General features: G+C 42.7%; 8 protein-coding genes. All 8 read left to right on the top strand.

Annotated elements, in window-relative coordinates; all coding sequences use genetic code 11:
• Nucleotide 1 precedes the first annotated feature (1 nt).
• The 8 genes from rplA (at nt 2) to fusA (ending at nt 13,808) form a co-directional block, all read left to right on the top strand.
• Nucleotides 2-706: a 50S ribosomal protein L1 gene (gene rplA / locus J8L70_RS15360; protein ID WP_211056457.1), complete on the top strand. Its 705-nt coding sequence runs from the start codon at nt 2-4 to the stop codon at nt 704-706.
• 320 nt (nt 707-1,026) lie between these two features.
• Nucleotides 1,027-1,521: a 50S ribosomal protein L10 gene (gene rplJ, locus J8L70_RS15355; RefSeq protein WP_211056456.1), complete on the top strand. Its 495-nt coding sequence runs from the start codon at nt 1,027-1,029 to the stop codon at nt 1,519-1,521.
• A 75-nt stretch (nt 1,522-1,596) separates the two neighbouring features.
• Nucleotides 1,597-1,959, top strand: coding sequence for a 50S ribosomal protein L7/L12 (rplL, locus tag J8L70_RS15350; protein WP_211056455.1), 363 nt, complete (start codon nt 1,597-1,599; stop codon nt 1,957-1,959).
• A gap of 271 nt (nt 1,960-2,230) precedes the next feature.
• Nucleotides 2,231-6,256: a DNA-directed RNA polymerase subunit beta gene (gene rpoB / locus J8L70_RS15345; protein ID WP_211056454.1), complete on the top strand. Its 4,026-nt coding sequence runs from the start codon at nt 2,231-2,233 to the stop codon at nt 6,254-6,256.
• Between the two features lie 103 nt (nt 6,257-6,359).
• Complete coding sequence (gene rpoC / locus J8L70_RS15340) at nt 6,360-10,532, top strand: DNA-directed RNA polymerase subunit beta' (protein ID WP_211056453.1); 4,173 nt, start codon at nt 6,360-6,362, stop codon at nt 10,530-10,532.
• Nucleotides 10,533-10,723: 191 nt separating this feature from the next.
• A complete protein-coding gene (rpsL, locus tag J8L70_RS15335; protein ID WP_211056452.1) occupies nt 10,724-11,098 on the top strand; it encodes a 30S ribosomal protein S12 in 375 nt (124 codons plus the stop codon).
• A 97-nt stretch (nt 11,099-11,195) separates the two neighbouring features.
• The gene (gene rpsG, locus J8L70_RS15330; RefSeq protein ID WP_004588211.1) at nt 11,196-11,666 is read left to right on the top strand and encodes a 30S ribosomal protein S7; all 471 of its coding nucleotides are present in this window, start codon (nt 11,196-11,198) and stop codon (nt 11,664-11,666) included.
• A gap of 27 nt (nt 11,667-11,693) precedes the next feature.
• A complete protein-coding gene (gene fusA, locus J8L70_RS15325; protein WP_211056451.1) occupies nt 11,694-13,808 on the top strand; it encodes an elongation factor G in 2,115 nt (704 codons plus the stop codon).
• Nucleotides 13,809-13,869: the final 61 nt, after the last annotated feature.

The raw sequence follows: 13,869 nt of genomic DNA, 5'->3' as shown, positions 1-13,869 counted from the left end.
AATGGCTAAATTAACTAAGCGTATGCGTACTATCCGCGAAAAAGTGGAAGTAACTAAAGATTACGAAATCAATGAAGCAGTTGCTCTTTTAAAAGAGTTAGCGACAGCTAAATTCGTAGAAAGTGTTGACGTTGCTGTTAACCTTGGTATCGATGCTCGTAAATCTGATCAAAACGTTCGTGGTGCAACTGTACTACCAAACGGTACTGGTCGTGACGTTCGTGTTGCTGTATTCACACAGGGCGCTAATGCAGAAGCTGCAAAAGAAGCCGGTGCTGAGTTAGTAGGTATGGAAGATCTTGCTGAACAAGTTAAGAAAGGCGAGATGAACTTTGACGTTGTTGTTGCATCACCAGACGCTATGCGTGTTGTTGGTCAACTAGGTCAAATCTTAGGTCCACGTGGTCTAATGCCAAACCCTAAAACTGGTACTGTAACACCTAATGTTGCAGATGCAGTTAAAAACGCGAAAGCAGGTCAAGTACGTTACCGTAATGACAAAAATGGTATCATCCATACTACTATTGGTAAGGTTGATTTCACTGCTGAGCAACTTCAACAAAACCTTGAAGCTCTAATTGTTGCGCTTAAGAAGGCTAAACCTTCTCAAGCTAAAGGTGTTTACTTAAAGAAAGTAACTATCTCTACAACAATGGGCGCAGGTGTTGCTGTTGACCAAAACACTTTAAGCACAGTTGTAGCTTAATTTAGTGTTTACATGGCGTGAAATTTATACTATAATTTCGCGCTATTTTGTTGATTATTAATCAGCAAATAAAGAATTCGGGTTGAAGTCCATAATTTCGCACTCCTTTTTAAGGGAAATGCGATAAATTGGGCTTCCGTCCAAGACCGTAGGCGGCTTCGGCCTTAATGTTTACCTACGTAGACGGTGTGAATCCCCAGATAGATTTTCCTAATCTTCTGGCTCTCGCCGTAAAAAGCATCTCCATCGATTTTTGATGGGGTAGAGTAGAACAGGGAAACCGAATTGTCGGTGACCCCATTAAACCAGGAGTAACACCCATGGCTTTAAATCTTCAAGGCAAAAAAGCAATTGTTGCTGAAGTCAACGAAGCAGCCAATGGTGCTCTTTCTGCAGTTGTTGCAGATTCTCGTGGTGTAACAGTAGGCGCAATCACTGCCCTTCGTAAAGAAGCTCGTGAAGCGGGTGTTTGGATGAAAGTTGTCCGTAACACTTTAGCAAAACGTGCTGTTGAAGGTACTGATTTTGAATGTCTATCTGATTCGTTAGTTGGTCCAAGCTTAATCGCTTTCTCATCAGAGCACCCAGGTGCTGCTGCGCGTATCTTTTCAGATTTCGCGAAAAAGAATGAGAAATTCGAAGTTAAAACGGCCGCTTTTGAAGGAAATATTGTAGATGCAGCAATGCTAGCTACATTACCTACATACGATGAAGCTGTTGCACGCTTAATGAGCGCTATGAAAGAAGCGTCTGCTGGCAAGTTGTGTAAAACAATTGAAGCAGTACGTGTACAGAAAGAAGAGCAAGCTGCTTAATTTTAAGCTGTTTAACCTCCCTTTCGGTGTAAATTTATTTGGACCTAGAGTCCGTTAATTATTAGGAAATTTGTAATGTCTGTAACTAAAGACCAAATCCTTGACGCAATTGCTGAAATGTCAGTAATGGACGTTGTTGCTCTTGTTGAAGCAATGGAAGAAAAATTCGGCGTAACTGCTGCAGCTGCTATGGTAGCAGGTCCTGCTGCTGAAGCTGCTGAAGAGAAAACAGAATTTGACGTAATCCTTACTGGCGCTGGCGCTAACAAGGTTGCTGCAATCAAAGCTGTTCGTAGCGCTACAGGCCTTGGCCTTAAAGAAGCTAAAGCTCTAGTTGAAGCTGCTCCTACACCTATCAAAGAAGGTGTATCTAAAGAAGAAGCTGAAGCACTTGCAAAAGACCTTACTGAAGCTGGTGCTGAAGTTGAGGTTAAGTAATTTAGCTTTTGCTAAGTTCGCTGCCTGAGAAATCAGGCAAGGGCTGGTGATTATTTAATCACCGGCCTTTTTGCGCTATAGCGTTTTGTATTCCTTTAGCGCAAATAAAATCTGATTTTTTCTTTACTTTCAACGCTTTATAGTTTGCTAGTGTTGTTTAGGCGGAAAAGGTTAGAACAACAATTGAATGTTGTAAAAATGGCTTAGATGCCAGTTAAGTCTGTTCTTACAAGAACAGGTCGGGTCAAAGATCAGCAAGCTGAGGAACCCCATGGCTTACTCTTATTCTGAAAAGAAACGTATCCGTAAGGATTTTGGTAAACGTCCACAAGTTTTGGATATACCTTTCTTACTGTCGACGCAGTTAGATTCGTTTAAAAAATTCTTAGTCCCTGACGCTGATGGCGATCACGGTTTGGAAGCAGCCTTCCGTTCTGTGTTCCCTATAAAAAGCTACTCGGGAAATTCTGAGCTTCAATACGTAAGTTATCGTATTGGTGAGCCAGTATTTGATGTAAAAGAATGTCAAATTCGCGGTGTGACTTATTCTGCTCCACTTCGCGTGAAACTGCGTCTTGTTGTTATGGACAAAGAAGCTCCAGGCACAGTTAAAGACATTAAAGAGCAAGAAGTTTACATGGGCGAAATTCCGCTCATGACAGATACCGGTACCTTTGTTATCAATGGTACAGAGCGTGTTATCGTTTCTCAGCTACACCGTAGCCCTGGTGTATTCTTTGATAACGACCGCGGTAAAACCCACTCTTCTGGTAAGGTGCTTTATAATGCACGTGTTATTCCTTACCGTGGTTCGTGGTTAGACTTCGAGTTTGATGCAAAAGATAATCTATATGTACGTATTGACCGTCGTCGTAAATTACCGGCGTCTATCATTTTACGCGCATTAGAATTCTCGAGCGAAGAAATTTTAGAAATGTTCTTCGAAAACACTACGTTTGAAGTAACTGACGGTAAAGTTCTTATGGAACTTGTGCCTTCACGTTTACGTGGTGAAACAGCCGCTTTCGATATTAAAGATAACGAAGGCGAAGTACTTGTTGAAAGCGGGCGTCGTATTACGGCTCGTCACATCAAGAGCATCGAGAAAAAAGGCATTAGTCAATTAGAAGTACCACATGAGTACATCATTGGCCGTGTATTAGCGAAGAACTATGTTGATGAATCAACTGGTGAAGTTATTGCAAGCGCAAATGAAGAGCTATCACTTGAATTGATGGCTGAATTGGTTAAAGCAGGTCACACTCAATTTGATACGTTATATATCAATGAAGTGGACAGCGGCGCTTACATGTCAAATACATTAAATATTGACTCGTCTAGCAACCGTTTAGAAGCATTAGTAGAAATTTATCGCATGATGCGCCCAGGCGAGCCACCGACGAAAGACGCAGCTGAAGCCTTATTTGAAAACTTGTTCTTCTCAGAAGAACGTTACGACTTATCAACTGTAGGTCGTATGAAGTTCAATAGCCGTGTTGGTTACGATACCGATACAGGCCCAGGCACATTAAGCAAAGAAGATATCGTAGCGGTTATGAAGGTATTAATTGCCATTCGTAACGGTCAAGGCGATGTTGATGATATTGACCACTTAGGCAACCGTCGTATACGTAGTGTTGGCGAAATGGCTGAGAACCAATTCCGTGTTGGTCTAGTACGTGTTGAGCGTGCTGTACGTGAGCGTTTAAGCTTAGGTGACCTTGACGCGATCATGCCACAAGATCTTATTAACGCTAAGCCTATTTCGGCAGCCGTTAAAGAATTCTTTGGCTCGTCTCAGTTATCACAGTTCATGGACCAAAATAACCCGCTTTCAGAAGTAACGCATAAGCGTCGTATTTCTGCATTAGGTCCGGGTGGTTTAACACGTGAGCGTGCAGGCTTTGAAGTACGTGATGTTCACGTAACTCACTATGGTCGTGTTTGTCCAATCGAAACGCCAGAGGGTCCAAACATCGGTCTAATTAACTCATTGTCTACGTACGCACGTACAAATGACTATGGTTTCTTAGAAACACCATACCGTAAGGTAGTAGATGGTGTTGTAACCGATGATGTTGATTACTTATCAGCGATTGAAGAAGGTCAGTTCGTTATCGCGCAGGCGAATGCAAACTTATCTGAAAGCAATGAATTTGTTGATGAACTTATTCCATGTCGTCACAAAGGTGAATCAACCTTTATGGGTCGTATGGACCAACAGTATATGGATGTATCACCACAACAGGTGATCTCTGTAGCAGCAGCACTTATCCCGTTCCTTGAACACGATGATGCTAACCGCGCACTGATGGGTTCAAACATGCAACGTCAAGCAGTACCAACATTGAAAGCGGATAAGCCGTTAGTAGGTACCGGTATTGAGTTAACACTAGCGAAAGACTCTGGTGTAACGATTGTTGCAAAACGTGGTGGTGAAGTAATGTATGCCGACGCAAGTCGCATCGTTGTTAATGTACATGAAGAAGAACGCGTTCCAGGTGAAGCGGGCATCGACATATACAACTTAACCAAATACACACGCTCTAACCAAAATACATGTATTAACCAAAAACCAACTTGTATGGTTGGTGAACCGGTTACTCGTGGTGATGTGTTAGCAGATGGTCCTTCGACTGACTTAGGTGATTTAGCCCTTGGTCAAAACCTTCGTGTGGCATTCATGCCATGGAACGGTTATAACTTCGAGGATTCAATCTTACTATCTGAGCGCGTAGTTGAAGAAGATCGTTTAACGACTATCCATATTCAAGAACTACAGTGTGTTGCCCGTGATACTAAATTAGGTCCTGAAGAGATCACTGCAGATATCCCTAATGTGGGTGAGTCTGCGCTAGGCAAGCTTGATGAATCAGGCGTTGTTTATATTGGTGCTGAAGTTAAAGGCGGCGATATCCTAGTAGGTAAAGTGACTCCTAAAGGCGAGACGCAATTAACACCAGAAGAAAAGCTACTGCGTGCTATCTTCGGCGAAAAAGCGTCTGATGTTAAAGACAGCTCTTTACGTGTACCAAACTCTGTAACTGGTACTGTAATCGACGTACAAGTTTTCACCCGTGATGGTGTTGAAAAAGATAAGCGTGCGTTAGAAGTTGAAGACATGCAGCTTCGCGAAGCGAAGAAAGACTTCAATGAAGAGTTCCGTATTTTAGAAGCTGGCGTTTTAGAGCGTGCTCGTAAGCTATTAATAGCAGCGGGCTTTGATGAAGATAAATTGTCATCACTAAATGCTGAAAAACTACTGACGCAAAGTTTAGCTGAAGAATCTCAGCAAGCAGAGCTTGAGCAGTTAGCTGCACAATACGATGAGCTTAAAGCTGAATACGATAAGAAGTTTGAAAATAAACGTCGTAAAATTACTCAAGGGGATGACCTAGCACCAGGTGTACTTAAAATTGTTAAAGTATACTTAGCTGTTAAACGTCGTATCCAACCGGGTGATAAAATGGCGGGTCGTCACGGTAACAAAGGTGTTATCTCGACTATCGTACCAGTAGAAGATATGCCATACGATGACAAAGGTCGTACGGTTGATATCGTATTGAATCCACTAGGTGTACCATCGCGAATGAATATCGGTCAGATCCTTGAAACACATATGGGTCTAGCTGCACGCGGTATTGGTGAGCGCTTAGAAGAAATGATGAAAGAGCAACGTGAGCTTCATGAGCTACGTGAATTCATCAAGCAAGCTTACGAAATCGGCGATTGTCGTCAAAAAGTAGATATTGCTAGCTTCTCTGATGACGAAATACGTCGTTTAGCCGTGAACTTAAAAGGTGGTTTACCAATCGCTACTCCTGCATTTGATGGCGCGAAAGAAAGCGAAATCAAAGACATGCTTGAGCTAGGTGGATACCCAAGAAGTGGTCAGGTTACACTTTATGATGGTCGTACTGGTGATGAATTTGAACGTCAAGTAACCGTTGGTTACATGTACATGCTAAAACTGAATCACTTAGTTGATGATAAAATGCATGCGCGTTCAACGGGTTCATACAGCCTTGTTACTCAGCAGCCGCTGGGTGGTAAAGCACAGTTCGGTGGTCAGCGTTTCGGTGAGATGGAAGTATGGGCACTAGAAGCATACGGTGCCGCTTACACGTTACAAGAAATGTTAACAGTGAAATCGGATGACGTGAACGGTCGTACTAAGATGTATAAAAACATCGTTGATGGTAACCATAAAATGGAACCTGGTATGCCAGAATCGTTCAACGTATTGCTCAAAGAAATCCGCTCATTGGGTATCAATATCGAGCTAGAAGAAAATTAAGCCAATTAGATGCTGCAGTAAATACTGCAGCATCATTTAGGCTGAATAGAATGTAGGGGCGATGTTATCCGCCCTCGAGATTAACTCCGACAGGAGAGCTAAGGTGAAAGACTTACTTAAGTTTCTGAAGCAACAAAATAAGACCGAAGAATTCGATGCAATTCGCATTGGTCTTGCTTCACCAGACATGGTTCGTTCATGGTCATACGGTGAAGTAAAGAAACCTGAGACAATTAACTACCGTACTTTCAAGCCTGAGCGCGACGGCTTATTCTGTGCCCGTATTTTCGGCCCAGTGAAAGATTATGAGTGTTTATGTGGTAAATATAAACGCCTTAAACACCGTGGTGTTATCTGTGAGAAGTGTGGTGTTGAAGTAACACTCACTAAAGTGCGTCGTGACAGAATGGGTCACATTGAACTGGCAAGCCCAGTTGCGCATATATGGTTTTTAAAATCATTACCGTCACGTATCGGCTTAATGCTAGATATGACGCTTCGTGATATTGAACGTGTTCTTTACTTCGAATCATTCGTAGTAACTGAACCTGGTATGACAACGCTTGAGCGTGGTCAATTACTAGGCGAAGAAGAATACCTAGATTCACTTGAAGAGCACGGTGATGAGTTTGAAGCGAAGATGGGTGCAGAGGCAGTTTTAGACTTGCTTCGTGAACTTGATCTTGGCCAATTAATTGCTGAGATGCGTGAAGAGTTACCAACAATTAACTCTGAAACAAAACGTAAAAAGATTACTAAACGTCTTAAGTTAATGGAAGCATTCCACCAATCAGGTAATAACCCTGAGTGGATGATCATGACAGTACTACCGGTATTGCCACCAGACTTACGACCGTTAGTACCACTTGATGGTGGTCGTTTTGCGACATCTGATCTAAATGACCTTTATCGTCGTGTTATTAACCGTAATAACCGTCTTAAGCGTTTATTAGACTTAGCAGCACCAGATATTATCGTACGCAACGAAAAACGTATGTTACAAGAAGCGGTTGATGCGCTACTTGATAACGGTCGTCGTGGTCGTGCAATTACAGGTTCTAACAAGCGTCCGCTTAAATCTCTTGCTGATATGATCAAGGGTAAGCAAGGTCGTTTCCGTCAGAACTTACTTGGTAAGCGTGTTGATTACTCAGGTCGTTCTGTAATTACAGTAGGTCCTACTCTTAAACTTCATCAATGTGGTCTTCCTAAGAAGATGGCACTTGAGTTATTTAAACCATTTATCTATGGCAAATTAGAGCGTCGCGGCATGGCTACGACAATCAAAGCAGCTAAGAAAATGGTTGAGCGTGAAGTAGCAGAAGTATGGGATGTACTAGATGAAGTAATTCGTGAACATCCAGTATTATTAAACCGTGCACCAACACTTCACCGTTTGGGTATCCAAGCGTTTGAACCTGTTTTGATTGAAGGTAAAGCAATTCACCTTCATCCATTAGTATGTGCGGCATACAACGCCGATTTCGATGGTGACCAAATGGCGGTACACGTACCGTTAACTATCGAAGCGCAGTTAGAAGCGCGTGCACTAATGATGTCTACAAACAACATTCTATCTCCAGCGAATGGTGAGCCAATCATCGTTCCTTCACAGGATGTTGTATTAGGTCTTTACTACATGACTCGCGATCGCATTAATGCGAAAGGCGAAGGCATTGTATTTAAAGATCCTAAAGAAGCAGAAAAAGCATACCGTAGTGGTAATGCAGAACTTCACGCTCGCGTAAAAGTTCGTATTAGCCAATCAGTTAAAAACGAAGACGGTGTAGTAGAAGATACTATTACTATCATCGATACAACTGTAGGTCGTGCAATTCTGTCGCTAATTTTACCAAAAGGCATGCCGTTTGAGTCAATCAACCAAGCATTAGGTAAAAAGCAGATTTCTGGCTTATTAAATGAGTGTTACCGTCGTCTAGGTCTAAAAGATACCGTTGTATTTGCTGACCAAGTTATGTACACCGGTTTCCACTATGCAATGAAGTCAGGTGTTTCGATTGGTATTGATGACTTAGTTATCCCACCAGTTAAAGCACAAATCATTGATGCAGCAGAAGCTGAAGTTACTGAAATCAACCAACAATTCCAATCAGGTCTTGTAACGGCTGGTGAAAAGTACAACAAAGTTATCGATATCTGGTCACGTGTAAATGAAAACTTATCACGTGAAATGATGGCCAACTTGTCAAAAGACACGGTTATCAACGCCAAAGGTGAAGAAGAAGAGCAACCATCATTTAACTCAGTGTTTATGATGGCAGACTCTGGTGCTCGTGGTAGTGCCGCTCAGATCCGTCAGCTAGCAGGTATGCGTGGTCTAATGGCACGTCCAGATGGTTCAATCATCGAGACGCCAATCACCGCTAACTTCCGTGAAGGCTTAAGTGTACTTCAGTACTTCATCTCAACGCATGGTGCGCGTAAAGGTCTTGCCGATACAGCACTTAAAACAGCAAACTCGGGTTACTTAACGCGTCGTCTAGTAGACGTTGCACAAGATTTGGTAATTAACGAAGACGACTGTGGCACAGAAGATGGCTTAACAATGAAACCGCTTATTGAAGGTGGTGATGTTGTAGAAGCACTTCGTGAACGTGTTCTTGGTCGTGTAGTTGCTGAACCTGTTGTTATTCCTAATACTGATACAGTATTAGTAGAACGTAACGTGATGTTAGATGAAAAACTGTGTGACCTTTTAGAAGAGCATTCAGTAGACGAAGTTCGCGTACGTTCAGTTATCACATGTGATAACGATTTTGGTGTATGTGCTAAGTGTTATGGTCGTGACCTTGCACGTGGTCATATCATCAACGCAGGTGAATCAGTGGGTGTTATCGCGGCACAGTCAATCGGTGAGCCAGGTACACAGCTTACGATGCGTACATTCCACATCGGTGGTGCGGCATCAAGAGCATCTGCAGAAAACAATGTACAAGTTAAAACTGACGGTACTTTAAAGTTACACAACGCTAAGTATGTACTTAATACCGACGGTAAAATTGTTATTACCTCACGTTCAACTGAAATCACTATCATTGATAGCTTCGGTCGTGAAAAAGAGCGTTATAAAGTACCTTACGGTGCGGTATTAACAGTGCAAGATAATGCTGAAGTTCAAGGTAACGACATCGTTGCTACTTGGGACCCGCATAGTCACCCAATCGTTCTTGAGCATAAGTCTAAGATCACATTTAGTGACATCGACGACTCAAATACAGAAGCACAGACTGATGAACTAACCGGTTTAACCCGTGTAGTTGTTAAAGACCTTGCTAAAGTAAATACGAAAGAACCAAAGCTTATTATCGAAAGTGAAGAGCGTGGCTTGCAAGAAACTCGTCTACCTTCATTCACAACGATTGAAGTAACTGATGGTGTTACAGCAAACCCTGGTGACGTTCTAGCACGTATTCCGCAAGAAGGTTCGAAAACTCGTGATATCACGGGTGGTCTACCACGCGTAGCCGACTTATTTGAAGCACGTAAGCCTAAAGATCCAGCTATCTTAGCTGAAATCACAGGTACTATTAGCTTCGGTAAAGAGACTAAAGGTAAGAAACGTTTAGTTATTACTCCAGCTGAAGGCGATCATTACGAAGAAATGATTCCTAAGTGGCGTCAACTTAACGTGTTTGAAGGTGAGCAAGTGTCTAAAGGTGAGGTTATCGCCGATGGTCCAGAATCACCACATGACATCTTACGCCTACGTGGTGTGACTCATGTTGCTAATTACATCGTTAACGAAGTGCAAGAGGTTTACCGTTTGCAAGGCGTTAAGATCAATGATAAGCACATTGAAACAATTATTCGTCAGATGCTACGTAAATGTATCATCATGGACGGCGGTGATTCTGAGTTCTTAGCCGGTGAGCAAATTGAAGTAGCTCGCGTTAATATCGCAAACCGCGACCTTGAAAAACAAGGTAAGATCCCAGCTAAGTTTGAAATCCAGTTAATGGGTATCACTAAAGCATCACTAGCAACAGAGTCGTTCATCTCGGCAGCTTCGTTCCAGGAAACAACTCGTGTTCTGACTGAAGCCGCAGTGAGTGGTAAGAGTGATGAGCTACGTGGTCTGAAAGAAAACGTAATTGTGGGTCGATTGATCCCAGCCGGTACCGGTTTTGCGTATCATCAAGACCGTATGGCTCGCCGTAAGCAAGGTAATGTTGTTGAAGAGCAAACTGTAAGTGCAGAAGAGGCAACTCAAGCATTAACAGACGCTTTAAACGCAGATTTATCTGGAAATCAATAAACCTTTATTAATCAATAGATTAATAAAATACAAGGGAGATATCTTCTCCCTTGTGTTCGGTTTATGTTGACAGGTTAAACTTTGCTCATTAAAATTCCGCCACCCATTTACTTGCACGTATGTTACGAGCTTGTAAAAAGGGCGGATTTTTTATTTTTTCAGTAGTAATTTTAATTTCAGGAGCTATTTAAATGGCAACTATTAACCAGCTAGTGCGTAAGCCACGTCGTAGCAAGGTTACTAAAAGTAACTCAGCTGCGCTTAAAGCGTGTCCGCAAAAGCGTGGTGTATGTACTCGCGTATATACAACTACACCTAAGAAACCAAACTCAGCGTTACGTAAAGTAGCTCGTGTACGTTTAACTAACGGTTTCGAAGTAACTTCATACATCGGTGGTGAAGGTCATAACCTTCAAGAACACAGTGTAATCCTAATCCGTGGTGGTCGTGTTAAAGATTTACCAGGTGTGCGTTTTCACACTGTACGTGGTGCACTTGACTGTGCAGGCGTTAATGACCGTCGTAAAGCTCGTTCTAAATACGGTGCAAAACGCCCTAAAGGGTAGTTGTATTCCGTTAGTAAGGCCAAGCACTAAATATTTTTAATTATTGTTTTGGGTGATTGTTCTAAAAGAACAAACCTGAATAAACCGGAGATACAAAATGCCTAGAAGACGCGTAATAGGTCAACGTAAAATTCTTCCAGATCCTAAGTTCGGATCGGAACTTCTTGCTAAATTCGTTAACATCGTAATGTTAGACGGCAAGAAATCTACTGCTGAAAAAATCGTTTATGGTGCGCTAGACGTGGCTGCTGAGAAATCAGGCAAGTCGCACCTTGAAATCTTTGAGTCTGCACTTGATAACATTCGCCCACAGGTAGAGGTTAAATCTCGCCGTGTTGGTGGTTCTACGTATCAAGTACCAGTTGAAGTACGTCCAGTACGTCGCAACGCATTAGGTATGCGTTGGTTAGTAGACGCTGCACGTAAGCGTGGCGAAAAATCTATGGGCTTACGTTTAGCTCAAGAAATCGTTGACGCTGCTGATAATAAAGGCACTGCGGTTAAGAAACGTGAAGACGTTCACCGTATGGCTGAAGCGAATAAAGCATTCGCTCATTACCGTTGGTAATCTGTCCTTAACCTTTAAGAGGATCATATGGCACGTACAACTCCACTTGAGCGCTACCGCAATATCGGTATAGTTGCTCACGTAGATGCAGGTAAAACCACCACAACAGAACGTGTTCTGTTTTACACGGGTCTTTCTCATAAGATCGGTGAGGTGCATGATGGTGCTGCAACTATGGATTGGATGGAGCAGGAACAAGAGCGTGGTATCACGATCACTTCTGCTGCAACAACGTGTTTCTGGAAAGGGATGGACGCTCAATTTGACGCTCATCGTATCAATATTATTGATACTCCAGGACACGTAGATTTCACTATTGAAGTAGAACGTTCTTTACGTGTACTCGATGGTGCGGTCGTTGTTCTTTGTGCTTCATCAGGTGTGCAGCCGCAAACTGAGACAGTTTGGCGCCAAGCGAACAAATACGAAGTTCCGAGAATGATCTTCGTAAATAAAATGGATCGCACGGGCGCTGACTTCTTAACGGTTGTTAGCCAGGTGAAATCTCGTCTAGGAGCAACGCCTGTTCCTATTCAGCTACCTATTGGTGCTGAAGACGACTTTAAAGGTGTGATTGACCTTATAAAAATGAAAGCGATTAACTGGACCGAAGCGGATCAGGGAATGACTTTCACTTATGAGGCAATTCCTACAGAACTTCAGGATTTGGCAGAAGAATGGCACTCTCATTTAGTTGAAAGTGCAGCTGAAGCCACTGAAGAACTAATGGATAAATACTTAGAAGGTGAAGAGCTAACTGAAGCAGAAATTAAAGCTGCTTTACGCCAACGAACATTAGCGAACGAAATTGTTCCAATGACGTGTGGTAGTGCATTTAAAAACAAAGGCGTTCAAGCTGTGCTTGATGGCGTTGTTGAGTACATGCCGGCACCAACACAAGTGAAACAAATCCAAGGTATATTAGAAAATGATACCGAGGAAGAACGTCCAGCTGATGATAACGCACCGTTTGCTGCACTTGCTTTTAAAATTGCAACAGACCCGTTCGTTGGCACCTTGACCTTTTTCCGCGTTTACTCTGGTACTGTTAAACAGGGTGATGCGGTATATAATCCAGTAAAAAGTAAGCGTGAGCGCCTTGGCCGTATCGTACAGATGCATTCAAACTCACGTGAAGAGATCAAAGAAGTCTACGCAGGCGATATCGCGGCGGCTATTGGTCTTAAAGACGTAACAACAGGTGAAACACTGTGTGATCCGAATTCTATTATTACGCTTGAGCGTATGGAATTCCCTGAACCAGTTATCTCTGTTGCGGTTGAGCCTCGCACAATCGCTGACCAAGATAAGATGGGTATCGCGCTAGGTAAACTAGCTGCCGAAGATCCTTCTTTTCGTGTACAAACTGACGAAGAATCAGGCCAGACTATTATTTCTGGCATGGGTGAACTTCACCTAGATATCATTGTCGACCGTATGAAACGTGAATTCAGTGTTGAATGTAACGTTGGTAAGCCGCAGGTAGCATACCGAGAAGCTATTCGTTCTTCTGTTGAAGTTGAAGGAAAGTTTGTACGTCAATCAGGTGGTCGTGGTCAATATGGTCACGTCTGGCTTAAACTTGAACCGATGGATATTTCGGATGATGAAGCACCAATATACGAGTTCGTTAACGAAACCGTAGGTGGTTCAGTACCGAAAGAATACATCCCTGCGGTAGACAAAGGTATCCAAGAGCAAATGGCTCAAGGTGTACTGGCAGGCTACCCATTACTTGGCGTTAAAGCGACGTTATATGATGGTTCATTCCATGATGTTGACTCGAATGAAATGGCATTTAAGATAGCAGGTTCACTGGCAATGAAAAACGGGGCGCTACAAGCGAACCCTGCACTTTTAGAACCAGTAATGAAGGTTGAAGTACTCACTCCTGAAGCAAACATGGGTGATGTAGTGGGTGACTTAAACCGTCGCCGCGGCATGATCGAAGGTATGGAAGACGCAATAGGTGGACTTAAGCAAGTTAATGCGCAAGTTCCTCTGTCGGAAATGTTTGGTTATGCAACTGCTTTACGATCTGCGACACAAGGTCGTGCTTCTTACTCTATGGAGTTTTTGAAGTACGCTGAAGCCTCTAAGCAGGTTGCAGATACAATAATTTCAGCTCGCGCTGTAATATGATTTAGCTTGTCTGGCTCAATAGTGAGCCAGGCTTTAATTTCTTAATTAGGAATTTTTTAAG

Source organism: Pseudoalteromonas sp. MMG010 (assembly GCF_018100905.1).
Lineage (GTDB): Bacteria > Pseudomonadota > Gammaproteobacteria > Enterobacterales > Alteromonadaceae > Pseudoalteromonas.
This window is presented reverse-complemented; position numbering and strand designations above follow the sequence as displayed.